Source organism: Novipirellula caenicola, from assembly GCF_039545035.1.
GTDB lineage: Bacteria > Planctomycetota > Planctomycetia > Pirellulales > Pirellulaceae > Novipirellula > Novipirellula caenicola.
The window spans coordinates 1-26809 of record NZ_BAABRO010000006.1 but is presented as its reverse complement, the minus strand read 5'-3'; the positions used below and the strand labels follow the sequence as shown (position 1 = coordinate 26809).

Annotated in this window: 16 protein-coding genes; 6 read left to right on the top strand and 10 right to left on the bottom strand. The window is 55.9% G+C overall.

Going from position 1 to position 26809, the window contains the following annotated elements:
- Positions 1-105: 105 nt before the first annotated feature.
- Both ABEA92_RS13955 and ABEA92_RS13950 read right to left on the bottom strand, forming a co-directional pair.
- Positions 106-1554, bottom strand: a complete 1449-nt coding sequence (locus tag ABEA92_RS13955; protein ID WP_345684456.1) for a DUF1501 domain-containing protein — start codon at positions 1552-1554, stop codon at positions 106-108.
- A complete protein-coding gene (locus ABEA92_RS13950) occupies positions 1551-4631 on the bottom strand; it encodes a PSD1 and planctomycete cytochrome C domain-containing protein (RefSeq protein ID WP_345684455.1) in 3081 nt (1026 codons plus the stop codon). Before ABEA92_RS13950 ends, ABEA92_RS13955 begins: the two co-directional genes overlap by 4 nt.
- Before the next feature lie 248 nt (positions 4632-4879).
- Here ABEA92_RS13950 and ABEA92_RS13945 point away from each other — a divergent pair, with 248 nt between their 5' ends.
- The 3 genes from ABEA92_RS13945 to ABEA92_RS13935 all read left to right on the top strand — a co-directional run bounded on the left by ABEA92_RS13945 (position 4880) and on the right by ABEA92_RS13935 (position 11868).
- Positions 4880-6238, top strand: coding sequence for an enolase C-terminal domain-like protein (locus tag ABEA92_RS13945; protein ID WP_345684454.1), 1359 nt, complete (start codon positions 4880-4882; stop codon positions 6236-6238).
- A gap of 76 nt (positions 6239-6314) precedes the next feature.
- Positions 6315-7586, top strand: coding sequence for a serine hydrolase domain-containing protein (locus ABEA92_RS13940; protein WP_345684453.1), 1272 nt, complete (start codon positions 6315-6317; stop codon positions 7584-7586).
- Between the two features lie 70 nt (positions 7587-7656).
- Positions 7657-11868, top strand: a complete 4212-nt coding sequence (locus ABEA92_RS13935) for a DUF7133 domain-containing protein (RefSeq protein ID WP_345684452.1) — start codon at positions 7657-7659, stop codon at positions 11866-11868.
- A 184-nt stretch (positions 11869-12052) separates the two neighbouring features.
- Here ABEA92_RS13935 and ABEA92_RS13930 read toward each other — a convergent pair whose 3' ends face one another.
- The 4 genes from ABEA92_RS13930 to thiD form a co-directional block, all read right to left on the bottom strand.
- Entirely contained in the window at positions 12053-13048 is a 996-nt protein-coding gene (locus ABEA92_RS13930) for an adenosine kinase (RefSeq protein ID WP_345684451.1), read from the bottom strand.
- Positions 13049-13465: 417 nt separating this feature from the next.
- The gene (locus ABEA92_RS13925) at positions 13466-14587 is read right to left on the bottom strand and encodes an FAD-dependent monooxygenase (protein WP_345684450.1); all 1122 of its coding nucleotides are present in this window, start codon (positions 14585-14587) and stop codon (positions 13466-13468) included.
- On the bottom strand, positions 14584-15345 hold the full coding sequence (locus tag ABEA92_RS13920; protein WP_345684449.1) for a methyltransferase domain-containing protein: 762 nt from the start codon (positions 15343-15345) through the stop codon (positions 14584-14586). The genes ABEA92_RS13925 and ABEA92_RS13920 overlap by 4 nt, the downstream gene beginning before the upstream one ends.
- A gap of 140 nt (positions 15346-15485) precedes the next feature.
- Entirely contained in the window at positions 15486-16256 is a 771-nt protein-coding gene (thiD, locus tag ABEA92_RS13915; RefSeq protein ID WP_345684448.1) for a bifunctional hydroxymethylpyrimidine kinase/phosphomethylpyrimidine kinase, read from the bottom strand.
- Between the two features lie 337 nt (positions 16257-16593).
- On the opposite strand from thiD, the gene ABEA92_RS13910 reads away from it, so the two are divergent.
- Together ABEA92_RS13910 and ABEA92_RS13905 are read left to right on the top strand one after the other, a co-directional pair.
- On the top strand, positions 16594-18000 hold the full coding sequence (locus ABEA92_RS13910; RefSeq protein WP_345684447.1) for an L-serine ammonia-lyase: 1407 nt from the start codon (positions 16594-16596) through the stop codon (positions 17998-18000).
- A 186-nt stretch (positions 18001-18186) separates the two neighbouring features.
- Positions 18187-19776: an aspartate:alanine exchanger family transporter gene (locus ABEA92_RS13905; RefSeq protein ID WP_345684446.1), complete on the top strand. Its 1590-nt coding sequence runs from the start codon at positions 18187-18189 to the stop codon at positions 19774-19776.
- Between the two features lie 138 nt (positions 19777-19914).
- On the opposite strand, the gene ABEA92_RS13900 is transcribed toward ABEA92_RS13905, so the two are convergent.
- The 3 genes from ABEA92_RS13900 to ABEA92_RS13890 form a co-directional block, all read right to left on the bottom strand.
- Entirely contained in the window at positions 19915-20118 is a 204-nt protein-coding gene (locus tag ABEA92_RS13900) for a cold-shock protein (RefSeq protein ID WP_040769577.1), read from the bottom strand.
- Positions 20119-20286: 168 nt separating this feature from the next.
- The gene (locus tag ABEA92_RS13895; protein WP_339941552.1) at positions 20287-20418 is read right to left on the bottom strand and encodes a hypothetical protein; all 132 of its coding nucleotides are present in this window, start codon (positions 20416-20418) and stop codon (positions 20287-20289) included.
- 158 nt (positions 20419-20576) lie between these two features.
- The gene (locus ABEA92_RS13890) at positions 20577-21875 is read right to left on the bottom strand and encodes a DEAD/DEAH box helicase (protein ID WP_345684445.1); all 1299 of its coding nucleotides are present in this window, start codon (positions 21873-21875) and stop codon (positions 20577-20579) included.
- Positions 21876-22509: 634 nt separating this feature from the next.
- Here ABEA92_RS13890 and ABEA92_RS13885 point away from each other — a divergent pair.
- Complete coding sequence (locus tag ABEA92_RS13885) at positions 22510-23445, top strand: histone deacetylase family protein (RefSeq protein ID WP_345684444.1); 936 nt, start codon at positions 22510-22512, stop codon at positions 23443-23445.
- Positions 23446-23561: 116 nt separating this feature from the next.
- On the opposite strand, the gene ABEA92_RS13880 is transcribed toward ABEA92_RS13885, so the two are convergent.
- Positions 23562-26273, bottom strand: coding sequence for a bifunctional acetate--CoA ligase family protein/GNAT family N-acetyltransferase (locus ABEA92_RS13880; RefSeq protein WP_345684443.1), 2712 nt, complete (start codon positions 26271-26273; stop codon positions 23562-23564).
- Positions 26274-26809 lie beyond the last annotated feature (536 nt).

Below are 26809 nucleotides of genomic sequence, written 5' to 3'. Positions count from 1 at the left end.
GCCCATTGTAACCGATTTCGCGACACAAAGATCGCGAAGCCAGCGAAAGTGCATAGAGTTCACGGTGTCCGTTTTTTAAGGAGGACGATCGAGCTCGGCCCGGGCTTATGCCAATAGATCGTGAACCACACGTGCTTCTTCGACGCCCGTCAATCGCTGGTCCAGCCCTTGGAAGCGGTGTGTGAAACGGGCGTGGTCGATCCCCAGCAGATGCAAAATCGTTGCTTGCAAGTCGTTCACTTCGACCGGGTTGTCGGCGACGTTGAATCCAAACTCATCCGACTCGCCGTACGTGAACCCTCGTTTGATGCCGCCCCCTGCCATCCACAGCGAGAAGGCATAGGGATGATGGTCGCGGCCACGATTGGCACCCGGCCGGTTTTGCTGGAACGGAGTCCGTCCGAACTCGCCCCCCCAAATCACCAACGTGTCTTCGAGCAGCCCGCGTTGCTGCAGATCCTTGACCAACGCTGCCGAGGGCGCATCGGTGTCTTGGCATTGGATTTCGAGCTGCGTGTCCAAATTGGTGTGTTGATCCCAACCGGCGTGCATCAGTTGGATGAACCGGCAACCACGCTCTGCCAACCGACGCGCCATCAAACAGTTGTAGGCAAAGCTTCCTTTCTCGTGAACTTGCGGTCCGTACATCTCCAGCACATGTGCCGGTTCATCACGCATGTCGGTCAACTCAGGCACCGACGATTGCATCTTGTACGCCATTTCATACTGCGCGATCCGAGCGGCAATCTCGGGGTCACCAAGTCGATCCAAGTTCATTTGATTTAGCGCCGCCAAATCATCCAATTGGGTACGCCGTGTCGAGCGAGTGATCCCATCGGGATTGGAAAGATACAGTACCGGGTCGCCGGCACCGCGAAACTTGACGCCTTGATACTTGCTGGGCAAAAAACCGTTACCCCAATAGAAATCGTAGAAAATTTGACCACACGAAGCTTGCCGATCACGGCTGGTCATCACCGTAAAGGCGGGCAGATTCTCGGTCTCGCTGCCGAGTCCATAGGTCAACCAAGCTCCCATGCTCGGTTTGCCGGGCAGTTCGGAACCGGTCAAAAAGTAAGTGATCGCCGGCGCATGATTTACCTGCGTCGTCCTCATCGATTGGACAAAACAGACATCGTCAACGATTTCGGCGGTACGCGGCAGAAAGTTATCGGCTACCCATTTGCCGCATTCGCCATGACGAGCAAACTTCGTGATCTCGGGCAAGAACGCTTTTTCCTGACTCGCGGTCATCGTGCTAAATCGTTTGCCTTCGGTCAATTCATCAGGCAACCCCTTTCCGGCAAGCTCGCGCAGCTTTGGCTTGTAATCAAACAAATCGACGTGCGACGGACCGCCGTTTTGGAACAGATAAATCACCCGTTTCGCTTTGGCAGGAAAATTCGGTAGCGTTGGTGCCGCCGGATCCGGCAGCGCCGCTTGGGCCTTGCCACCGATCAGCGTGCTCAGTGCGGCCGCCCCAACCCCCAATCCCATTTTCCCTAACAGATGACGGCGGGTGAGCAGCGCGGCATGTTCATGGATTGGATTCATAGTTTCACCAATACTTCGTCGAGATTCATCAGCGTGTTGCACAAGGTGGTGTAGGCCGCGTGTTCGGCCGGGTCCAGCGACGTGTCTCGCGGTTTGTCGCCGATCGCCAATAGCTCGGCGGCTTTATCCGGAGTCTTACGAAATTCGTCGACGTAGGCATCCACACGTTTTGTTAGCAGTTCGAGTTCCGCCGAAGTGGGTGGTCGTGAGGTCAGCTTGACGAACGCCGCGGTCATCCGATCGCTTTTGCGTTCGTGTTCGTTGATGATTCGTTCTGCCAACACGCGAGCCGCCTCGACGTAGGTAACGTCGTTTAATGTCGTCAGCGCATGTAGCGGGGTGTTGGTCAAGTTCATCTTGACTTCGCATGTTTGTCGTTTGGCCGAATCAAAGAACACCGTCGGCCCTACGATGCGACGCCAAAATGTGTACAACGAGCGGCGATACAGTTTCTCGCCCGTATCGGCTTGATAACGAATTTTGCCAAACGTCGCCTCGGCCCAAATCCCGTCGGGTTGGTACGGTTTGACGGGCGGTCCGCCCCGCGTCGGATTCAATAACCCGCTTGCCGCCAATGCATGATCGCGAATCATCCACGATGGCATGCGATAACGTGGTGCCCGTGAAAGCAGGATGTTCTCGGGGTCCTGCTCTAGCAACTCGGACGTCACCTGGGCGGATTGTCGATACGTATCGCTGGTCACGATCAAGCGATGCATCTTCTTGACGTCCCAGCCGGACTCGACAAATTCAACCGCTAACCAATCCAGCAAATCGGGGTGCGTCGGCTGCGTCCCCTGCAAACCAAAATCGTCCATCGTCGAAACAATCCCGCGGCCAAAAAAAGTCTGCCAATAGCGGTTCACGGTCACACGAGCTGTCAGTGGGTTTTCGGGCGATACGATCCAGCGGGCGAGATCGAGTCGTGTCGGCGGCGTGCCGTCCGCTTTCTCGGGCAATGGCGGCAACATGCTCGGGACGTTGGCAACGACTTTATGATCCGTCACATCGTTATAGATTCCTTTGACTAAAACAAAGGTTTCGCGAGGTTTCTCTCGCGTGTCCATCACCATCACTGGCACGGGTTTTGACTTGGACTGCAGTTGGGAAAGCTGGCGGCGAGCCGCGGTCAGTTTGCGAGCGATTTCATTCGTCGGTTCCCAGTGATACATGCGAAAATGTTCTCGCAGTGCCGCTCGATCCGCATCGCTTCGTTGTGAGGGATTCTTTAGCAAGATCTCGGCGACTTTGGCGTCATCTCCCTCGGGCTGCTTGATGTCGGTCGCGCTCAAACGGAACCGAGCCAGCGTGTGGTGCGTGTGCTGCGATTCAAAACGAAGCGTGATACTCAACACGGTCGTGTCGCCGAGTTTGACGGGTTGATCGAAAAAGAACTCCGCCCAACGCGGTTCTTTCTTTGTGTGTCCGCTAACAGACCAACCGTTATCCTTTCCGCTTTTACCGTCAATCGCCTCGCTAACGGGAAGTCCGCTTTGAGAAAAATCGGCTTTCGCACGTGCCAATTTGATCGGCGTGCCTTTAGCGTCAGCGAGATCCGCGGGACGCGTCGCAACTTCGATTTCGCTCAACACAAAGTTGCCATTTTCGTCTCGTCCCGTTCCTTTTCCTGGCGACGTTGGATCCACCAACGCATCCAACCGGATACCGCTGATGCGGTCCATTCGGGGAGCAAACGTGATTTCATAGACATCCTTCTCAGGACGTTCGCCAGTCACATGCAACGAAAAATCATCTCGTTTCGTGATCGTGGCCCCGCCGGTCGAACGCGACTGCGTTGCATCGAGCGGATGCCACTGCGGCGAATCCTTCGTCAAACTCGCTTCGTTCCAAGGCAATTCCCAAGCGACTTGGGCCGCGTCTGCTTGGTGGGACGGTTCTAGCAACTGCGCCGTCAACTGATCGATGCGACGCTGCTGTTGTTCAAGTTCGCTGCGTGTTTCGGCGGGCACATAGTCCATTGCCGGTGGAACAGCCAGTCCACCGACGATACGCCCTTCTTCGGAGGTTTGGTTGAAGAAATCGGTAAAGGCAAAGTAGTCCACGTTGGAGGTCGGATCGAATTTGTGGTCGTGACAACGAGCACACTGCAGCGTCAGCCCCAACCAAACCGTGCCCGTCGTTTCGGTGCGGTCAAAGACATTATCGACGCGCGTTTCTTCGGCGATTCGGCCTCCTTCGCCATTATGCATGTGATTGCGATTGAACCCAGACGCAAGCTGCTGTTCCGGAGTGCGATTCGGAAGCAAGTCGCCCGCAATTTGCTGAATCGTGAATTCATCAAACGGCATGTTGTCGTTCAGCGCGTTGACCACCCAATCACGCCAAGGCCACATCGAACGCACCGGATCGCCTTGGTAACCGCTGGTGTCGGCATAACGAGCCGCGTCGAGCCATGGCCACGCCATCCGCTCGCCATAGTGCGGCGACTGCAACAAACGGTCGACCAAGTTTTCGTAGGCAGCGGGTGAATCGTCAGCAACAAACGCCTCGACCTGCTCGGGCGTTGGCGGCAATCCGGTCAAATCCAAGGTGACACGGCGAATCAGAGTCCGCCGGTCGGCCTGAACCGACGGTCGCAAATTATTTTGTTGCAATCGTTTGCGAATAAAAAAATCGATTGCATTGGCTTCTGACTTCGGTACTTCCGGACGCACCGGTTTCTCAAACGCCCAGTGGCTGCCCCACTCGGCCCCCTCGGCGATCCAGCGTCGCAGAATCTCGATCTCCGATTGGCTCAGCGGTTTACGATGCGACTGCGGCGGTGGCATCAACCTATCTTCGTCGTCAGTGATGATCCGCGAAAGCAACTCGCTTTCATCAGGCTGCATCGGCACGATCGCCCCAATCTCATCGACAGCCGATTCACGACGGTCCAATCTGAGATCGGCTTCGCGGTGTTCTTCGTCAGGGCCGTGGCAATGAAAACAGCGGTCCGACAAAATTGGCAACACGTCCCTGCTAAACCGCACCGGGGTGTCCGCAGCGCAGACACGAGGAGCGATTAACAAGGAAACGGACAACAGTAGCAATGAGGTGGGAAAGCGTGGTGGGATCATGCACGCCATTTTAAACGACAACGAGGGCGAGTTCATGCGGGTTTGCACACGTTAGAGCTGGATTTTTGACATCCCCATTTTTGATGTTTAATTTCGGACTGTTTTTGTGATCTTTCGGACTTGGGCCACGTTCTCATTTCCACCGTCCTAAACACTACGTCGCGGTCGTTTCAGCTTACGTGACGGCGAGCGTGCGTGACGCTAAGATGATTTGCCGCTTCTACTGCCCCCCCTCGTCTGGTTCTCGCATGTCCAATCGCAGCATCCAAATTACCTCGGCAAACGTTTTCGATCTTCGCGTTCCGACATCCGACCAATTGTTAGGGTCCGATCCGTTTCATCTTCAGCCCGACTACTCGTCAGCGGTCTTGCACCTGGAAACCGACTCGGGATTGCGAGGCGTTTCGATTGTGTTCACCGTCGGCGCGGGCACCGACTGGATTTGTCACGGCATTCGAGACCTTTGCCAACTCTTGATCGGAACGACGCTCGACGAATTTGCAGAATCTCCGATCACCTTGTATCGCCGTTTGATCGACCACCATCAATTGCGCTGGCTGCACGACGGTGTGTTCCGCATGGCCGCCGGCGCCGTGATCAATGCAATGTGGGACCTGTGGGCCAAGTCGCTTGAGAAGCCGCTTTGGAAATTGATGGTGGATTTGGAACCTGAATTTGTCGTTCAGTGCATCGATTGGCGGAACCTTCGCGATGCGTTAACCGAACAAGAAGCGTTGGCTCTCTTGCAAAACGCTCGCCGCCGCGTCGCCGACCGAGAAACTGAATTGCGAGAGCGAGGTCCCAAGGCGTACTGTACCGCAGGATGGCTGGGACTGAGCGACGCAGAGATTGTGGCCACCATCGACAAGTTACGCGCGCAAGGGTTTGATTCGTTCAAATTGAAAGTCGGTCGCGACCTGGACCATGACGTCAAACGAATTGCGTTTCTTCGCAGCGTTGTCGGCCCTGAGTGCAATTTAATGGTCGATGCCAACCAATACTGGGGCGTCCCGGAAGCGAAGCGACATTTGGAACAATACCGTGATTTTGATTTGAAGTGGGTCGAAGAACCGATCGCGCGAGACGATGTATTGGGCTACGTCGATCTCGCTGAAACCTTCGCCGATGCAAGTTTTGGTTTCGCTTGTGGCGAACACGCCGCGTCGCCGGTGATTTTCAAACAACTGCTAAAAAGCAAGGCGATCAAATACTGCCAGATCGATGCCACTCGCGTCGCCGGAGTGAACGATGTGATGGCGATCATCTTGATGGCAGCCAAATTCGGTATCCCGGTTTGTCCCCACGGAGGCGGCATTGCGTTGTGCAACATGATCCAGCATTACAGTGTTTGGGACCAAATCGCCGTCTCGGGAACATCGGAAACCCAGTTGGTGGAATACATCGACTTTCTGCAGGAAGCGGTCGAGCATCCGGTTCGCACTCGCAACGGACACTACGTCACGCCCACCGCTGCGGGATGGGGGCTGGAATTTGTACCTGCGTTTATCGATGAGTACTGTTTTCCAGACGGAACGGCATGGCGAGACCGCAGTCATCTGCGAAAAGGAGCGGCCTTTGAAGCCATCCCGCCGCAATCGCCCCGGTAGCCCCCGTAGTGGCCAGCAACCCTTTGCCCCCTTCCCGCCATCCAATTCATCTTCGTCCCTCTCCGGTGTTCCTAACATGATTCGCTCGATCCTTTGCATGATTGCCCTATTGACCATCGGCCACGAATGCTTGCAGGCGCAAACCGCAGATGTCGCAACGAAGAAGTTACCCACTGCGGACGCGGCGGACGTTGGCATGTCGGCCGACACGCTCGCCAAAGTGGACGAGGCGATGCAGGAATCGATTGACGATAACCGCATCCCCGGCGGGATCGTGATGATCGCCCGTCACGGCAAAATCGTGATGCATCAAGCCTATGGCAAAATGGATCTCGAAGCCGACAAGCCAATGAAGCCCGATACGATCGTGCGAATCTATTCGATGAGCAAAGCGATCACGACCGCGGCGGCACTGATGCTGTACGAAGATGGAAAACTGGATATCAACGATCCCGTTTCAAAATATCTACCTGAACTTAAAAACGTGCAAGTTGCCTCGGACGGCGAAACGCATCCGGCCACACAGACGATGACGATCGCTGATCTGATGCGGCATACCGCGGGCTACACGTACGGCCGATCGGGGAACTCGCTTCATGACGAAGCATTCAAGGAACTCGACATGCTGCAGCGAGACGACTCGCTCGAAACGATGCAAACCAAACTCGCTAAATTGCCATTGGTGTTTGAACCGGGGACCGATTGGCAATACGGCATCTCGATCGATGTGCTTGGCCGTGTCGTCGAAGTCGTCTCGGGTGACTCGCTTGGCGATTTTCTTCGCAATCGAATCTTCGATCCGCTTGGGATGAAGGATACCGGCTTCTTTGTTCCCGCCGACAAAGTGAACCGTTTTGCCGCAAACTACAACACCGACGGCAAAGGCGAATTGACGCTCGGCGATGCGCCGGCCGAAAGCCCTTATTTAAAAGCCCCTGCGTTTGAATCGGGTGGCGGCGGTCTGGTCTCTACCGCCGAGGACTACATGCGTTTTTTGCTGATGATCGCGGGGGGTGGCGAATTCGACGGCACCCGTTTGCTGAAGCCTGAAACGGTCGCGATGATGACGACCAACCAAGTCCCCGAAAGCGTCGGCTGGATCAAGTTTGGCAAGGAGGTTCGCGGCGGAGTCGGCTTTGGATTTGGGTTCTCAGTGCGTGAATCGATGAGCGATTGGGATCCCGATGGCCGTGTCGGCGAATACGGGTGGGGCGGTGCCGCCAGCACGCATTACTGGGTGTCCCCAAAAGACGAATTGGTGGTCATCACGCTTGAACAGATCATGCCGTACCAATGGCTGACCGAATTCAAGCTAAAAGGCCTGATCTACGACGCGATTCTCGAGTAGAATTCCGCCCAGTAGAATCGCCCGCCTACCCCAGCCCTGCCATCTCGCCCTCCTTACCACCCGCCTTTTTATGAACTCACTCCGTTTTCTATCGGTGATCGCCGCGTCACTCTGTTTCGTAGCGACTGCAAGGCCAAGCTTTGCCGACGCCCCTGCCCTCAAGCCGCTTCGAGCGTTATTGATCGCCGGCGGTTGTTGCCACGATTACGCCAACCAGCAAGAGGCGTTGTGCAAGGGAATTCAGTCGCGGGCCAATATCCAGGTCGATGTCTATTGGACCGACAATTCGACCACCGCCCCCGTGTTGCCGATCTATGAAAATCCAAACTGGGCCAAACGCTACGACGTGATCATTCACGACGAGTGTGCGGCGGACATCAAAGATCAAGCAATTGTCGACCGGATCGTGCAAACGCATCAGACGATTCCCGCCGTGCACCTGCACTGTGCCATGCATAGCTTTCGCACCGGAAGCGACGCGTGGTTCGAACATCTCGGTTTGCAATCGAGTGGGCATGGACCGCAAGAACCGATCGAGATTCAGTTCGTCGACACCAAACATCCGATCACCGAAACGCTAAGCGATTGGACGACGATCAAAGAAGAGCTCTACAACAACGTCAAACTGTTCGGGGCTCATCCCTTGGCCATCGGCAAACAAGCCGTTGGCAGTGGGGACAACGCACGTGTCGACCAAGCGGTTGTGGCGTGGACCAATGAAATGCAAGGAGCTCGCAGTTTTAGCACCACGATTGGTCACAATACGGAAACGGTTGAGGATCCACGCTACTTGGAATTAGTCACGCGAGGAGTGTTATGGGCGTGTGGAAAATTGTCGCCAGAGTATCTGCAACCGTTCGCTGGCGAAAACAAAGTCACGTTCATCGACAAAGAAAAATTCAAGGCACCACTCTCAATCAGCCTAGGCGACATGCCCGACGACGCGACACTGGTGAAAGCCAAGTCATCATCCACCCAAACCTCGCAAGACGCCTACCTCGCGGTGGACGGCAACAAGGAAACGCGTTGGTGTGCCGATGGAGCGAGCTATCCTCAGTGGTTGCAACTTGAACTGGACAAGCCGCACGTGGTTCGCGAGATTGAAATCACATGGGAGTTCCCCGACCGAACGTATCAATACAAAGTCGAAGGCTCGATTGACGGCAAATCGTGGTCAATGCTTTTGGACCAATCCAGTGCATCCACCGCGATCAACGAACCTCAGGCATTGACCACCCATTCCCCAACGAAGTTCATCCGCATCACCGGTATTTCAAGCAGTGGCGGCTGGTGCAGCATTCGCGAGGTCAAATTGAGCGGCGAGGGCATTGGCCCGTTGTGGCCGGCCGACGCAGAGAAGAAAGCGTTTGTTCCGCTCAGCCCCGATCCGTATGCGAAACAAGGCAATGTCTATCCGACGATTCAAACGTTGACAGCGGACCAAGAAGCGACGCTGTTAGCAGACGTCAAAGTGCCCGACGGTTTCGAGGCGACGCTATTCGCCGCTCCTCCGGCAGTGAATTATCCCGTCTTTGTCGCAGCCGACGTTGATGGAACCTTGTACGTCAGCTCGGACGGCAACGGCTCGCTCGGCCGCAATCCACGCCGAGGCCGCGTGATCCGGTTGCGTGACCTCGACAACGACGGCCGCGCCGATGAGACGAAAGTGTTTTGCGAAGTCGATGCGCCGCGTGGCTTGGTGTGGGACCACGACCGATTGTACTTGATGCACCCGCCGCACCTCAGTGCGTTCATTGACCACGATGGCGACGGCGAAGCGGACGAGCAAAAGATACTTGTTAAAAACTTGGCCTTTGATTATGGCAAACGGCCCGCCGACCACACCACCAACGGTGTCAGTCTCGGGGTGGATGGATGGCTTTACATTGCCGGCGGCGACTTTGGCTTTATCAACGCCGAGGGCACCGATGGCCGGCGGCTGACGCATCGTGGCGGCGGAGTGATCCGCGTGCGTCCCGATGGAACGGGACTGGAAATCCATTCGACCGGAACCCGCAATATCCTGGAGGTGGCGATCAGTCCCGAAATGGAAATGTTCGCCCGCGACAACACCAACGATGGTGGCGGATGGGACGTTCGTCTACATCACTTCACCGGCACTGACGACCACGGCTACCCGCGGCTGTACAAAAACTTTTCCGAAGAGTGTGTTCAGCCGTTGGCCGATTACGGCGGCGGTTCCGGGTGCGGCGCGGTTTACATCGACGAGCCCGGCTTTGGTGAATGGAACCACGCTCCGTTTACCGCGGATTGGGGCACCGGAGCGTTGTACCGACATACCGTCGCCCCCAAGGGAGCCAGTTACGAAGAAACCAAATCGCCCGAGCCGTTCATCCGCATGACACGTCCCACCGATGCCGACGTCGACGGCAACAGTCGGGTGTATTGTGCCAGTTGGCGAGGAGCGACGTTTGATTGGAACGGTCCCAATGTGGGCTACATTGTTTGCGTCAAACCCAAAGCGTTCAGCCCCACGCCGTTGCCAAAATTTGAAAGCCTAAGAGACGACCAGCTTGTTGAGGTGATGAATTCGCCGAGTGCACGCCGGCGAATGGAAGCGGAGCGTGAATTAATGCGACGTGGAAACGCGGTGCATCGCCAACTGCTACGGCGTGGATTGGCAAAACGAAATGAACAACGCACGCTCGTCGAATCGCTGCAAGGCGACACAACCGACCCGGATTCGATCGCTCGCTGTATCGCGGCGCTCCGCAGCGATGATCCGGTAATCGTCCATGTGGCGATTCGCAGTTTGGCAAAACGCAACGCGTATGATGCGTGCTTTGCGGCGCTGGACGACCAATCGGTTTCTGCGCAACCTGTGCTTCGCAGTTTGGCGATGATGCACCACCCGACGGTGGTCGCGGGACTGATCCAACGGATCGCTAAGGAAACCGCCCCTGATCGACGCGAAGCGATTTTGGAAGCCCTTTGCCGACTGCACTTTCAAGAGGGCCAGTGGAACGGCGACTCGTGGGGCACGCGCCCTGATACGCGAGGCCCTTATTACCAGCCGACCCCTTGGAGCGAAACCGACAAGATCGCGGCGGTGCTGAAGCAAACGCTTCGCGAGGCTTCGGGAGACGCCGCCGCGAAGCTGATCACATTGATGAATCGCAACCGCATTGAATCGAGTGATTCACTCACTCGCTTGGTTCAACTGGCCAAACAGGACTCAAAGTTAATTGGCCAATTGGTCACGCAACTTACCGCCGAGAACACGGTGCCTCGTGACGCGGTCCACGTACTCGTCGCGGCCGCCAACCGCAGCGACTTGTCGGCCGCCACCTTGGCGGACATCGTGAACCTGCTAAGCACTGTGGATGATCGCGATTCGGCCGTGTCGATGATCGCTGCACTTGCCACACTGCAGCAGCATGCCGAATCAAAAAAACAAAATGCCAAAGAACTCGTGCGAGCTCGCAACGCGTTGATCAATGCACCGTGGCTCGATACGCAAACATCGACCTTGGTCAACCTTGCATCGTCGTCAGATTCAGCCGACGCATTGTGGGCCGAAGCCGCAATCATCGCCGTGGCGTCTCGATCAAACGCGAGCCCCGAAAATCGCGAACTGGCCAAACAAACGATTGACAATGCATGGCAAGACGCGAACCGCCGGGTGCGGTTGATGCAAGCGGCGGCAGCCATCGAGAACCATTTTCTCGATGCAGAAATCCTTGCCGCACGATCCGACGCCGATACATCGATCGCGAACACGGCCAAATCGATCGTAAAACAGATGCAGATCGCCGAGATCGCCCAGGATGATTCGGCAATGATCAGCTCATTGACCACAAGCGAAGCAGCTGAGCAGGCGGTCGCGATGGAAGGGAATCTTGCCATTGGCAAGCAAATCTTCACCAAAGCCAACTGTGTGGCATGCCACACCATCAGCGAAGACGAGGTGCAAAAAGGGCCATTCTTGGGCAACATTGCCAAGACCTACAAGCGTCCTGATTTGGCAACCGCGATTTTAGAACCAAGCAAAACAATCGCTCAAGGTTTTGTCACCAATTCGATTTTGACACTCGATGGCGTGGTCTTGACCGGGTTCGTCACGAACGAACAAAGCGACCGCGTGACGATCCGAGACCAGCAGGGCAAAGAGACGATGATTTTGAAAGACGACATCGAAGTGCGTCAAACCTCGCCGATCTCGGTCATGCCCGAGGGGGTGATGAAAGACTATACGACGCACGAGTTGGCATCGTTATTGGATTACCTTGAATCACTTGCCGCGGCAAACGCGAAGCAATGATTTTGCAAGCCGCTCGGACGTGAGCGGCGGGAGTTTGAGAGTGGAGTGCGTCCGGTGGATGCGGACGCACCATGAACTTCCGAAACTCTTGGCGAGTTTCGCTACGGAGTTTCGCTACGGAGTTTCGATACGGGTGTTTCGATTCGGCGAGTTTGTCGACTCGATCGATTGCCGCAAAACCGACCTAGGCCAAATCGCTCAGCGATTTGATTTCTTCTTCGGTAAACTTTCGCTCCAGTCGTGCGCCCATTTGCGAGACAACGCGTGCGGATGCTTGCGAAGCCAAGTGGCCTGCTTGTCGCCAAGTCATGCCATTGGTGATGCCGTACAGCAACGCCCCGGCGTACATGTCACCGGCTCCGGTGGTGTCGATCGCTTTGACTTCGACACCTTCGATCGGGACGGCTTCGCCACCGTGCATCACAATCGAGCCTTTGGGGCCGAGCGTCAATGCGACGTTTTCTGCGTGGTCATGGATTTTGGCCGCACATGCGATTGGGTCTGATTCGCCCGTCAAACTCTTGGCTTCTTCTTCGTTACAGAAGAACAAATCGACGGGGCCGGTGATCAAGTCCCAAATTTCGTCGCGGATCATGTTGACCAAGAAAGGATCCGAAGCGGTGAACGCCACTTTCACGCCATGCTTTTTGGCGAGATCCATCGCATGGTAAGCAGCCGCTTTGGTGGTTTCGCCGGTCAACAAGTAGCCTTCGATGTAGACGTACTTGGCCGCCTTGATCAGCGACTCGTCGATATCGGATGATTGCAGCGTGGCCGAAGCGCCCAGATTGGTCATCATCGATCGTTGAGCATCGTCGGTGATCAAAACCGCACAGGTTCCGGTGGGCGCCCCGTTGGCCGGTGCGATGTCCATTTTGACTCCGAGATCTCGCATGTCCTTGATAAAGAACTCGCCGACTTCGTCATCACCGATTTTTGCGATAAAGGCTGCGGTGCCGCCAAATTCCGCGAGTGCGACAATCGTGTTGGCAGCCGAACCACCTGCACAACGATTCAAGGGGCGGCCATCGAGCCGACTCAACACGCTTGCTTGTTGTTGATCGTCGACCAGCGTCATGATTCCTTTATCGATCGACAATTCGCTCAGGATCGAATCTTCCACTTGTGCTTGAATATCGACCAGTGCGTTCCCTACACCCAATACATCGTACGACGTCATTCGCTTTGCAGCCTTCAATTAACAGGTTTTCATTAGTGCATTCACCGACCCACAACTTAGTCCGTCCGGGCGTCAGCGTGTAGAACCCTAACAGAAACACCGTTTTTCAGCGGTTTTGGAGGACGCCGATGCTTCTCGGTCGCCAACAATCGGGGGGAAATCGCGAGGGGATCCGAGGGGGCCGATTAAATCGTGGATCGAAACGCTTAGCGGCTTGTTGATTCATTGAGCCGCGACGCGTCAGCGGCCGGGTCCCACACGAGACCCAGTGCCTTACGGCCCACGGCTCACCCTTGCGATTTCCAATTGGATTAAATCAACAAGCCGTTAGCGAGTTTCGCTATGGCGAGCGTCAGCTACAGTGCGTGACAGCTACAGTGAGCCGCGGGCACGGCGAATTTTTGCGATTGCGGCCAGCTAGGCTTTGTTCATGCTCCGCAATAGCGGGGTGGCAAGTCTCGGAAACAGCTGCAGCGTTCCTGCGGCGATGCGACACGCCGCCGGCGACCGCAGCGCCGTGGTGACAACGCGACAAGTCCGTTTTCGGCGACGCAATAGCACGGCGAGTTTCTGCTCCCAATCATCGCCGACGTGACCCCAGTCGCCGACCGTTGACGCGATCAAATCGGCCGCCGCGATCGCTCCCTGCATCCCCCACGTCATGCCTTCGCCGGTAAAGGGTTCGACGTAACCGGCGGCGTCCCCAATTGCCAAAACACGACCATGCCCAGCGCGGCGTGATCGACGCAGCGGCGGTGTGGTCATCGCAGGACTGAATTCGGTAAGCGAAAGTGATGCAAATTGGCTCGCTGCCAGTATCCGCTGCACTCGCGTGACCGGATCGCCACCGGCAACCGAGGATTGTCGTGATTGCAGCGCCGCTGCGACATCGACTCGTCCATCAGCCAGCTTGACCAGCCCCACGTAACCATCTTGATTACAAGCCATATAGATCACGCCGGGATCCACGTCGACCGACGAAGCCATCATTGAAATCCCAAAAGGCCCATGCGGCAGTTCAGTCCAAGGCAACAAACCGCTGCAGTTACCGGAGCGGAGTCCTGAGGCAACCACCACACAGCGGTAGTTTTTCATGATGGTTGCGTCGTTTTGATCCAGCTGCACCGAAACGTAATCGCTTGAGCTTGCTTTGATCGTCGCGGTGCAGTTCATTGACACGTCGGCTCCACTGCGAACCGCAGCCTGCATCATCAACGGGTCCAACACTTCGCGAGAGATCGCCACGCCGAGTGGGATCGACAACTCGATGCGTCGCCCCGCAAGCGAAGCACACCAACGCCGTGTCGTCATTCCATGTTCGAGCACCTCGTCACGAATGCCAAGCTGGGAAAACGCATTCAATCCAGCTTCACCGATGCAACATCCGCACACTTTCGTTCGCGGAAACGTGGCCTTTTCCACCAAGTCCACCGCGACGCCATGCGAACGCAAACGAATGGCACATGCGGCACCGGCCACGCCACTGCCGATGATCAGCACCGGCGAACAAGACAACGACTCGTGCCTGCGATCGCTCATACGGCAACACTTGAAACCGTTGGCACGCCGCCAATGTTCGGCAGTGCCGATGGGGTTGCCGCCACCGGCTTCTCGTACGATGCAAGGAAACGACACGGAAACGCAGCGTGCATTTCAATCGAGCCGTCGAGGGCATGCTGCGCCAACGTTTGAAACTCAGCATGCGTGTAGGCGCCTTGGACGCTGAGCACGCTATCGGAGTGAACCACCGGAGAACGCGACAAAACCCGCCCGGCAAAGGCAACCATCGCAAGGTTCATTCGCGACCGATGCAGGTCACAAATAAGGATGCCGCCGTCGGTCGCCACTTTCATCGCACGCAACAGCGTTGCAACCTGTTCGTCATTCAAATGGTGCATGAATAACGAACTGGTGACGACATCAAAACCACTAGGAAGTGGCTCAGCTAGACAATCGGATCGCAGCGACCGCACGCTCACTTGCGCTTCGGTAGCGCGTCGCTGTTGCGTTTGCACGGCGACGGGGCTGACGTCTAGCATGGTGATCTCCATCGCAACCCCATCGCGTCGGGCGCGTCGGGCCCAATCGATGGGAACATCCCCCGCCCCGCTGGCAACATCCAAAATCCGCAGTGGCCGTCCCGCTTTCATGGTGCCTCGTCGCCTCAGATGACGATACATCAAACCGGCGACACCGGTAAAGCGATTAAGACGAGACAGGCCCTTCAAAGCCAATTCGTGTTGGTCACGAGGCAGATCTGGATCGTCCATCCGTTCGTGCTGGAGATTCCGTTGCATAAAACAAATTCCTGAGATGAAGCGGGAGTGGACCTAAGCGGTTGAGCAAACTTTGCGCCAACCTTGATCACCCGCATCTTCTGGAATTATCGAGGATCGGATTGCCCGAAGCAACGAAATTGTCCTGAGTGCCCGCTGGATTAGGGAATCAGATTCAGCGGCCCCGTTCCTTTGCCCAACATCGGCGCCGTGCGAATTGCCTGGATCACAAACTGTTTGGCGTGCTCGACCGCATCGAGCAAAGGTTTGTTCCTAGCAAGACTTGCGGTAATCGCTGCCGAGAGGACACATCCGCTTCCGTGCGTATTTTCAGTGTGGATTCGTTCGCCGCCAATCTGATGGAATCGATCGTCGGTGAACAGCAAATCGACGGACTCATCGCCGATCTGCCCTCCTTTGATTAGCACGTTTTCCGCGCCCATCGCATGGATCATCTTGGCGGCAGTTTTCATGGATTTCAAATCCTCGACTTGGACGTTGGTCAACCGAGTCGCTTCCATCGCATTGGGTGTGACCAAAAATGCGTGTGGCAACAACAGTCGCCCGAGCACCTCGACCGCAGCATCGTCCAACAGCGGCATGTGATGCTTGCTGATCATGACGGGATCCACCACCAAAGGAAAGCCAAACGAGGCGGCCCGATCGGCAATCGCCTCGATCATCGCGGCGTTTCCCAACGCACCGGTCTTGGCGGCGGTCGGCGGGATGTCGTCGAGCACGGCGTCCAATTGAGCCAGCACAAAGTCGGGTTTGATCATTTCGATCGCATCGACGGTTTGCGTGTTTTGAACCGTCAATAACGTCACCACAGAGGTGCCGTAAACACGATTGGCGTGAAACGTTTTTAGATCCGCTTGTAAGCCTGCTCCGCCCGAAGGGTCCGAACCGGCAATCGTTAATGCAACGTGCAATGTAAGAGTCCTCGCAATCAGGCTCGCAATTAGGATGGATACACCCCCGTTATGTTAGAATAGATACGTGTCGTGTGCTTGAAAAAACCAGTGGTGTTTTGTGCCGAATCCCAGATGATCCCCAACACCGATTCGCCATAAGTGGCATTTGATCCCCGTCCGCTTACACATTCGCAGTTCACTCGGTCAACTAACGGTCGCGGAAGGATTTGGGGCAAACCGCAATGCGAGCGGCAAACGATGATCTCTGCGAAGAATTGACCGCCTGTGGCTAAAACAAGTCGACGTCCACTCGTTCGGGTCGACACGCTGCGTTTGTGATCGAAGGACATGCACCATGATCAGTTTGTTTGATTTGCTGAAAATTGGGATCGGCCCCAGTAGTTCTCACACCGTGGGCCCGATGATCGCGACCCAACGTTTTGTCAAACAGCTGGACCAAACCGATGCATCCGATTCGGTGGTTCGTATTGTTGTCGATCTGTATGGTTCTTTGGCGTTAACGGGAAAGGGGCACCGCACCGATCGAGCGGCCGTTCTTGGGCTTTGTGGCGAACATCCGCGCACCGTGGATCCTGAATCAGTTGACCCCCGATTCGCCAAAATTCAATCCGAACGCGTCCTGCGTTGGCTCGGAAAGCACTCGATCGAATTTGATATCGAACGCGACTTGCTGTTTCATCGCGACACCTTTCTTCCCGAACATCCCAATGGAATCCGTTGCACCGCGATGACGGGATCAGGTGCGACGTTATTGCAAAAGACGTACTTATCGGTCGGTGGCGGATTTGTGGTCGAAGCGGATGAAATCGCCGAAGCCGCCAATCCCCTCAGCCGCGACCACACCGCCCCCTTCGTTTTTCACAGTGCCGATGAATTACTCCGTCTATGCAACGAGCACCATCTGACGATCAGTGAACTGGTACAACAAAACGAACTTAGTTTCCGCACCGCCGAGGAGATTGACCGCGAGCTGGATCAGATTTGGGACGTGATGAACCACAGCATCGAAATGGGGTGTCGCCATGAGGGCATCCTGCCAGGCGGTTTGAAAATTCAGCGTCGAGCCCCAGGGATCTACAAAAAATTGATGGGCATGTCGCTGGAGGGGGAAACATTGTCATTGCCCAAGGATCACATCGACCCGCTCAGCCAAATCGATTGGGTCACGCTGTTTGCGTTGGCGGTGAACGAAGAAAACGCAGCGGGCGGGCGTGTCGTGACGGCACCCACCAACGGGGCGGCGGGCGTGATCCCGGCGGTTTTGGCCGCGCAGGCTCGCTTTGACGCAAGCGTCGATCGGCAAGCGATTCATACGTTCCTACGCACGGCATCGGCGATCGGCATGCTGTATAAACGCAACGCTTCCTTGTCCGCAGCGGAAATGGGATGCCAAGGCGAAGTCGGGGTTGCCTGTTCGATGGCCGCCGCTGGACTCGCGGCGATGATGGGTGGGACGCCCGCACAGATTGAAAACGCAGCCGAAATTGGCATGGAACACAATCTCGGACTGACTTGCGATCCGGTCGCCGGTTTGGTGCAAGTGCCTTGCATTGAACGCAACGCGATGGGCGCCGTCAAAGCGATCAATGCGGCTCGGCTTGCCGTGTTGTATGGAAACGGCGAACACTGCGTTTCGCTGGACAAAGTGATCGAGACGATGCGACAAACCGGCGTCGACATGCAATCGAAGTACAAAGAGACCAGCCTTGGTGGTTTGGCGGTCAACGTCATCAATTGCTAGATTTGATCAACAAAAGTCATCGAAGTCGGTTTGCATCACTTCCCTTGGGCGGGGAACTGGGGGAATTTGAGTTCCGACGCATTTCTTTTTGACCTCCGACGATTTTGTTGGCGTCGCAACGAAACAGCCAATCGGTTAGAAACATCCGCTGATTTGTGTTTCGTATCCGGCTAGGTAGACGCTAAAATGTCCCCGCTTGTCATTCTGCTCTGTATCATTGCCGCTGGTCTGTTTATCGGCCGATTGTCGATTCTCGGCATCTCGTTTGGAACCTCGGCCATTCTGTTCGTCGCCCTGCTGGTCGGCCACTTTGGCTGGACGATCCCCGATGGTTTTGGGACCTTGGGGTTGGCACTTTTTGTTTACTGTGTCGGCGTATCGGCGGGCCCTACGTTTTTTCGCGGATTGGCATCGCGAGGCAAGGTGATGGCATGTCTCGGGGCGATGATTGTCGTCACCGGCGCTACGGTAACGTGGTGCAGTGCCAAGCTGCTCGACCTGCCTGCGGATTTGGCGGGCGGCTTGATGGCCGGAGCGATGACCAGCACCCCGGCACTCGGGGCGATCAGCGAATCGGTCGAGGATCCCGCAGCCGTCGCGGTCGGTTTCGGGGTCGCCTATCCGATCGGAATCATTAGCGTTGTTTTGTTCGTCCAGCTCGCCTTCAAATGGGCATCGCCCGAATCCATTGCCCCCAGCTCATCAAACGGCCAATCCGAAACGGCGCAAGATACGACGATCCAGCGACGCATGGTCGAGATCGTCAATCCAGGCATTGTGGGAAAACGGCCAAGCCAAGTCGAAGTGCTTTCGAATTCTCGCTGCCAAATCTCGCGTGTCTTGGTCCATTCGAGGTGGATCCCGACGCCGCCGGATTATGCATTCGCCATCGGGGACCGCGTGATGCTGCTCGGTGAATACGGCGAGATTGCTCGCGTGGCCGAGACGCTTGGGGTATTGCACGCAGAAGAAAAAGCAATTTTGGATGCAGACCACGAACGCAAAACGGTGGTCGTCACATCACCGGAGATCTACGGCCACACGCTCAAAGCGCTGAGGCTTCGTTCACGCTACGGAGTCACCGTCGCGCGAATCCGCCGATACGAGATCGAGTTTGTTCCCTCCTCCCAAACACAGATCCTATTTGGCGACCGTCTCACCTTGGTCGGCGAATCGGCCAACCTTGCCAAAATCGAACCGATCGTCGGCCATCGTCCACGGACGCTGGACGAGACCGACCTATTATCGGTGGTGATCGGAATTGCCATCGGGATTTTTGTCGGGCATGCCGAATTGGATTTAGCCGGTTTGACGATTTCACTTGGTATCGCCGGAGGTCCGTTGATGGTCGGACTGCTGCTGGGTCATTTTCGCAAGATCGGACCGATCCGCGGCGCCTTTCCTCCCGCGGCGATGCTGTTGATGACCGAAGGCGGGTTGGCGTTGTTTTTAGCGGACGCCGGAATCAAGGCTGGTAAAAATGTCGGGCCCGTGCTGGCGCAACATGGATTGATCCTCTGTTTCGTCGCACTTGCGATCGTGTGTTTTCCGCTGCTAATCGGCTACTGCATGGCGCGATTCGGTTTCGGTTTATCGCTGCTACAAAATCTCGGCGCCACGTGCGGCGGCATGACCTCGACCCCTGGGCTTGCGGTACTCACCGGCTCGACCGAATCAAGCCAACCGGTTACCAGCTATGTCGCGGCCTACCCCGTCGCCTTGGTCATGATCACGATCCTGGGGCCGATGCTGGTCGAGATCCTCAACTGGATGTGAACTCGGTTGCCGGGCCCCGCCAACTGCTGCGATGCTGCCAATTCCGATGTTGCCTGCTTGGGTGATCGGCGCATAAAAAAACACCGAGAGTTTTTTAGGCTCTCGGTGCTTATGTTAAATATCGATCAGATTGATCAATCAATCTTCGACAAGTTGTACGTTTTCAGCACGAGGGCCCTTCGGTCCGCTGCCCACGTTGTACGAAACGAGTTGACCTTCGCGTAGGTCATCATAGTTCACACCTTCCAGTGCGGAACTATGAAAGAACATGTCGCTACCCGAGTCGGTTTCAATGAAACCAAATCCCTTGTCGGTAACTCGCTTGATTTTGCCTTCTGCCATCTCTTCTTCTTCCAATACTCTCAAAACAATTGTGCCGTTTTCAATCACAAGAAACGTTCCTGCGAATCGAACTGCACCGAGGTCTACGTTAACGACTCCGTCCTCGTAGGTAATAAACCATCCTTAGCGGGGTCGATTATATCAAATCAATCGGGGTGTTGTTGCAATTTAAACGTCGTTATCCAAATCTTCTTCGGATTCTTCGTCGATTGCAACGACCGGAACGACTCCATTCTCTTGATCCAGCTTGCGTTGTGCACGTCGGTTCAGCTTTTCCTGAGCCTTGTACTTCTTCTCCATTTCGCGTTGTCGCTTGGCGAAGGTATTTTGGTTTTTTGCGATAGTCTCTCTCCAAAAAGGGATCGTTCGGTCGTGCTGCTTTAATGACGGGGATTAAAGCGAATTGCTTCCTATTGCCTGTTTTCACCGCCGCAGGGCGGGCTTTTCTAACAAAAAACTTAGTTGATTTGTTTTGCGCGTTGTTTGCGTCTGGGGCGGCGACTCGTCTGGCTGCCCGCGGCGGCCGCATGGGATCCGCTGCGATTGGCTCGGCCTCCACCGCGGAACGGAGCACGACGAGCCCCTTTGCCCGATTTAGGTTTGGCCGCATTGGGATCGCGTGGTTGCTGTGGCGGTTGATTGGGTGCCAGCGGCAATTTCAAGCTAATAAATTTCTCGATTTCCCGCAGTTCGCCTCGCTCCGCATCGCTGCAAAACGAGATTGCGACCCCTTCCGCTCCCGCACGACCGGTTCGCCCGATGCGGTGTACGTAGCTTTCGGGTTCATTGGGGATGTCGTAATTGACCACGTGCGTGACGCCATCAATATCGATTCCTCGTGCCGCAACGTCGGTCGCCACGAGAACTTGGACCTTGTTACGCCGGAATGCTTCGAGTGCACGTTGCCGAGCACTTTGTGACTTGTTGCCATGAATGGCGACCGCTTTGAATCCGTTGCGATCTAATTTTTCTGCCAATACGTTTGCGCCACGCTTCGTGCGAGTAAAGACGATCGCACGATCCGCTTTTTCATCGACCAAGATTTTTTCCAACAACTTCAGCTTTCCGCCCTTTTCGACGAAGTACAGCTGTTGGGCAATGCGTTCGACGCTTGTCGATTTCGGAGTCACATTCACGGTCACCGGATCACGCAACAAACTTTGCGAAAGCTCGGTGATTTTTGGCGGCATGGTCGCAGAGAAAAACAGCGATTGGCGACGATTCGGCAGCTCGCTGATGATGCGGCGAAGTGCAGGCAGAAAGCCCATGTCGAGCATGCGATCGGCTTCGTCCAAGACGAACATCTCGAGCTGGCGAAGATCAATGTGCCCTTGATCCATCAAATCAATCAAACGGCCCGGAGTCGCAACCAAAATATGGGCACCGCGATTCAACGCGCGAACTTGGTTGCCTTGGCTAACGCCTCCATAGACCAACACCTGTCGTAGACGCAGATGTTTGCCGTAGGTGGCAAAGCTTTCGCCAATTTGAATGGCAAGCTCTCGTGTCGGAGCAAGCACGAGGACCAAAGGCCGATTTGGAGCCGCTTTACGATGTTCGCCACCGATTTCATTCAAGATCGGCAAGGCAAAGGCAGCGGTTTTTCCGGTTCCGGTTTGAGCACAGCCGAGGACATCGCGTCCTTCGAGTGCTGCGGGGATGGTTTGTGCTTGGATGGGGGTCGGCGTGGTGTATTTCTCGTCGGCAATTGCGCGTTTCAGGGGAGCAATCAAATCGAGTTCGTCAAATGTCTTCAAAAAAGTTTTCCTAAGAAGATTGTTTTTGGGGATCCATCGACGCCTCATTGCCAACCGAAACACTTCGGAACAGGCGTGACCGCCGCTCGGCATTCAATGCAAGCCGCGTCGGTCTAAAATGGGCAGATGGAGTAATCGTTGTGTTTGAATCCGCAGATGTCCGTGTCGTGCTTTCCAACAGGAACGCGACAACCACGACAAAGGGGAAACGTTTGACCGCCCGTGCAGGACGATAACTCTGGACAAACAAGAAAGTCACAGAATCCGGAGCGTCGAATCGTCGACGCCGACAGCTTTCCAGAGCGGTTAACACAACCGATAGTTGGCAGCAATTTTGTGCGGCGAATGTGCCGGCACCCATTTTACGGGGTAGCAAGAGGGTCCAACTCTGCGATCAGAAATCCCGTTTGGCCGAAAAACGCGTCCGTTTCAAATAAGACTCTACGAAGCAAAACGCTCCACACTTATTCGAAAAATCCGCGTTACTCGCTTATTTTCGACCACCATCCCCAGAAAATCTTGACGAAATGCTGGGGCTTCACTGCGAAGTGTACTCACCTAGCCGCGTGAAGCCAAGTGACAATCCAAAGAATCTCGGTGCATAATGAAGGCACGCGTAGGGATTCAAAGGCTTATGACACTGCTTTATTACGACTATCTGTTTCAAGAACACGACACCGGCGAACATCCCGAGAATGCGGGACGATTGGCGACGGTGATGCGGCGGCTGAACTTTCTCGGGCTCGATGCGGTCTGCCAACGACCGGCGTGGGCCCCCGCGTCGATCCAGCAGCTGAGACTCGTCCACACCGCCGACCATATCCAAGCGGTTCGCAGCTTGTGTGAGCGTGGGGGTGGTGCGATCGATGAAGACACGGTCGTCAGCCCGCGGTCGTACGATGCCGCGACGCTGGCCGCGGGAGCCGTCGTGGATGCCGTCCAGCGGGTGGTTGCCGGCGAAGACAAGACCGCACTCTGCTTGGTCCGCCCCCCCGGCCACCATGCCACTGCCGATCAAGCGATGGGATTCTGCCTGTTCAACAATGTCGCTATCGGAGCCCGCGTGGCCACCCAGACACTAGGGCTTGAACATGTCATGATCGTCGACTTTGACGTCCACCACGGCAATGGCACTCAAGATATCTTCTATGCCGACCCGCGAGTCAGTTTTCTCTCGATGCATCGCTCTCCGCTTTATCCCTACAGCGGTAGCGAAGACGAAACAGGACTAGGGGAAGCCGCTGGCACGACCATCAACTTGCCGATCAAATTTGGTACCTCCGCAGAAACCCAACGGCAAAACTTTCGCGATGCCATGTTGAGTCTTGCTGAAAAAAATCCTCCCCATTTGCTGATGGTTAGCGCGGGCTTTGACAGCCACCGACTCGACCCCATCGGATCACTCGGGCTATCGAGCGATGACTTTACCTTGATCACGCAAGACATTGTCGAGGTGGCAAAACAATACACCGGCGGACGGATCGTCAGCACGCTCGAAGGAGGCTACCACCCCCATGCGTTAGCCGAAAGCGTGAGCAATCATCTGGAAATTCTAATGGAAGAGAGCTAACGAGGCTTCTACAACAAAACCTCCGGTTTGGCGGAACGACGAGAGCGGCTGGTTGGTTTCACCAGCTATGTGAGTGTGATCGTCCAGGGTTCCGCAAATTACCCAGTGCCCTGCAGCTACAGCACTTTCTTGGCGATGACAACGTCGGCGCCGATCCGCCGGTCAAGCGTAAAGCCTCGCGACGCAAACATGTCCAAGATGCGGCGGTTTTGCGGTGCGACCTCGGCCACGATTCGCTTCCACTTCATTTGTTTGCTGATCTGTAAACAGTAATCCATCAATGCAGCACCGAGCCCGTGCCCCTGCCAAGCATCGCCCACCAAAATGGCAAACTCCGCTTCATGATGATCGGCATCGGCCACCAGTCGCCCTACTCCGGCGAGCTTATTGCGTCCGTCATGATTCACTTCGGCGACAATCGCAATCTCGCGATCGTAATCGTTAAAGCAATAGCGTGACGCGAGCTCGTGGGTTGCCGAACGAAACATATAGCGAAACCGCATCTGAATCGACTCGGCCGAACACCCGGCAATCAACTCACACCACATCGGTTCGTCTTCGGGCTGAATCGCTCGCAACAAGACGCCGACACCGCTGGACAATTTTAGTGGACGAGTGAACTGAGTCGGGTAGGGACAGATCGCAAGGTGCGAGTAGGGCGAACGAGGGTGCAGCACAGCATCCCGCTGAAACGCAATTCTCGCATCCAATGCCACCACTTCGGTCGGCGTCGCCAACAGCGGATTGATATCCAATTCCATAATCTCAGGGGCATCGGCCACGAGATAGCTGATCCGCATCAGCACTTCGATCAAGCGATCCAGATCCACGGGAGCTTGGCCCCGATACGCCCCCAACAGCGGCCACGCCCGTAGCGACTCGAGCATCCGCCGCGCCAACCGTTCGCTCAGCGGGGGCAGTTCAAACGTTCGGTCCCACAACAATTCGGTCGCAGTGCCGCCCAGCCCTACCATCAGCACACTGCCAAACACCGGGCCTTGTTTTGAGCCGACAAAGAGCTCTCGCCCCAACGGGCCCACCATCATTCGCTGAACCGTAACGCCATCAATCCTTGCATCGGGACGTTTCTGTTGCGTTTGCCGCATGATCTGGTCATATGCCTTGGCCGCGGCACTTCGGTCAATCAAGTTCAACGCGACTCCGCCGACATCACTTTTGTGAACGATCGACGGCGAGTGAATTTTCATCACGACCGGATAGCCAATCTCGTCGGCGATTTGAAGTGCAGCGGCTTGGTCACTCGCAGCATACGTTTCGCAAACGGGGATGCCGTATGCGGCCAACATCGTTTTTGAATCCAATTCGGAAAGCGTTTCATAGTCCTGCGAATCACCGTCGCACGCCGCGACTCGTTCACGAAAAATCGTCTGCAGATGATCGCGATCAATTTGAAATCCGATGGGCACCGAACGAGGCGTCTCGTAAAGCATGCTGCGGTTGCGAGCATACTTGACTAAATACATGAACGATGCGACCGCTTTTTCCGGCGTCGCGTAAGTGGGCACGCCAGCTTGCCGGAGTTGTTCGATTCCGGTTTGCACCCGCAAACCTCCCAGCCACGTGGTCAGTACCGGTTTGCGAGATCGTTTGGCGGCTTCGATGACCGCATCGGCGGTTTCCAGGGGCAACGTCCAAATTTGTGGCGACAAAACCACAAGGACGCCATCGACGTTTTTGTCCGCAAGTGCCACGGCGACCGCGTCGCCAAAACGCGACGCATCGGCGTCGCTTAGCACGTCGATCGGATTGCCGTGTGACCATGCCGGCGGCAACAAAGCATCGAGTTTCTCGAGACTTGTGTCGCTCAGTTCCGCAAGCGAGCCGTTTCGCTGCAGCAGCGCATCGACGGCCATCACACCGGGACCACCCGCGTTCGTGACGATCGCAAGCCGAGGTCCTGCGGGAGCTTCTTGTCGAGCCAGCAACTCGGCACAGTCAAATAGATCGGCAAGTTCCAAAACACGAACCGCACCAGCGCGAGTCAGTGCGGCCTCGTAAGCGTTTTCCGATCCAATCATGGCACCGGTGTGAGTCGCCGCTGCCTTTTGCGATTCGTCAAAACGTCCCGCCTTGTAGACGATGATCGGCTTGTTGCGAGTGAACGCGCGAGCGGCCGACATGAATTGACGAGCGTGCGCAATCGATTCCACATACAAGATGATCGAATCCGTCCAACGATCTTGGGCGAAATAGTCGATCAAGTCGGCTACGCCTACATCGAGCATGTTGCCGATCGACACGAAATGAGAAAATCCGATCCCTTCGCGCGCCGCCCAATCCAAAACGGAAGCACACAGGGCGCCCGACTGAGAGATAAAAGCGACTCGTCCACGCGTGGCAACGTCCGCTGCAAAGCTGGCATTCAATTGATGGTAGGGCGACATCAAACCGAGCGAGTTAGGACCGATAATCCGCAGCCCTTCGAATCCCTTTGCCGTCTTGCGAATCTCGGCCTCAATCTGCTCGCCCTGACTGCCCACTTCGCGAAAACCGGCCGACAGTATCACCACTCCCAAGACACCCGACTCGCCACATTGCCGGACCACATTGGGGACACTGGCCGCGGGAGTGCAGATGATCGCGAGATCGACCGGGCCACCGCTGACGTCAATCTCGGCTAGCGATCGATAACACCGATGCCCCTCGAGCTCGCTGTAGTTCGCGTTGACAGGATAGATATCACCGGCAAATCCACCAGCGATCAAGTTCCGCAGCGCTCGCTGCCCGACGCTTTCGTCGCGGTTGCTGGCGCCGATGACGGCAACCTTTTTGGGCCTGAAGATTTTCGCGAGATTACGCGTCGGCATCTAAAACGCTCCTTGCCGTCGAGACGCAGTGGATCGCCACCTGGGTCCGCAAAGCTCCCACGACCCCATCACCACGTCTGCTCAACCAAACTTGGTTTAGTGTAACAAACAACCCAAATCACCGCAGCCAAGAATGATTTCGCCATTGCCGCGATCTCGACGTCCCGCCAATGCGAAATGCTGTCTACTTCGCTAGCGGCACCACGCAAGCCGTCCGGTTGCAGCGAGTAAAACGTTCGATATTGACCGGGCGGCTCGCGCCGCACCGCTAGGTCGTGGATGGTTGGCGGGCAACTGCGAGTTCTTCGGGTCAAAGGCCCGGCCATTTGCTAGCCGCCCTCATTAAGTCCCAGGAAACGGCCGGGCCGTTGGCCCTACAGTTCATTGGTTTTCTTGGTCCCAGCCCGTTGGGCTTGTCTTTACCCACGTTTCGGTCGGGTGCCGTGAAACATTTTTGTGGAGAATGCAACGAATCCTCGGGGCAGTCGGGCCGTGGAACTGACAGCCGTTTGACTGATCCGAGGCTGATGCAATGA

Excerpts from the sequence above, each read along its gene's own strand:
- ABEA92_RS13955 (WP_345684456.1), bottom strand. The coding sequence starts at position 1,554 with ATGAATCCAATCCATGAACATGCCGCGCTGCTCACCCGCCGTCATCTG.
- ABEA92_RS13950 (WP_345684455.1), bottom strand. The coding sequence starts at position 4,631 with ATGATCCCACCACGCTTTCCCACCTCATTGCTACTGTTGTCCGTTTCC.
- ABEA92_RS13945 (WP_345684454.1), top strand. The coding sequence starts at position 4,880 with ATGTCCAATCGCAGCATCCAAATTACCTCGGCAAACGTTTTCGATCTT.
- ABEA92_RS13940 (WP_345684453.1), top strand. The coding sequence starts at position 6,315 with ATGATTCGCTCGATCCTTTGCATGATTGCCCTATTGACCATCGGCCAC.
- ABEA92_RS13935 (WP_345684452.1), top strand. The coding sequence starts at position 7,657 with ATGAACTCACTCCGTTTTCTATCGGTGATCGCCGCGTCACTCTGTTTC.
- ABEA92_RS13930 (WP_345684451.1), bottom strand. The coding sequence starts at position 13,048 with ATGACGTCGTACGATGTATTGGGTGTAGGGAACGCACTGGTCGATATT.
- ABEA92_RS13925 (WP_345684450.1), bottom strand. The coding sequence starts at position 14,587 with ATGAGCGATCGCAGGCACGAGTCGTTGTCTTGTTCGCCGGTGCTGATC.
- ABEA92_RS13920 (WP_345684449.1), bottom strand. The coding sequence starts at position 15,345 with ATGCAACGGAATCTCCAGCACGAACGGATGGACGATCCAGATCTGCCT.
- ABEA92_RS13910 (WP_345684447.1), top strand. The coding sequence starts at position 16,594 with ATGATCAGTTTGTTTGATTTGCTGAAAATTGGGATCGGCCCCAGTAGT.
- ABEA92_RS13905 (WP_345684446.1), top strand. The coding sequence starts at position 18,187 with ATGTCCCCGCTTGTCATTCTGCTCTGTATCATTGCCGCTGGTCTGTTT.
- ABEA92_RS13900 (WP_040769577.1), bottom strand. The coding sequence starts at position 20,118 with ATGGCAGAAGGCAAAATCAAGCGAGTTACCGACAAGGGATTTGGTTTC.
- ABEA92_RS13895 (WP_339941552.1), bottom strand. The coding sequence starts at position 20,418 with ATGGAGAAGAAGTACAAGGCTCAGGAAAAGCTGAACCGACGTGCACAA.
- ABEA92_RS13885 (WP_345684444.1), top strand. The coding sequence starts at position 22,510 with ATGACACTGCTTTATTACGACTATCTGTTTCAAGAACACGACACCGGC.
- ABEA92_RS13880 (WP_345684443.1), bottom strand. The coding sequence starts at position 26,273 with ATGCCGACGCGTAATCTCGCGAAAATCTTCAGGCCCAAAAAGGTTGCC.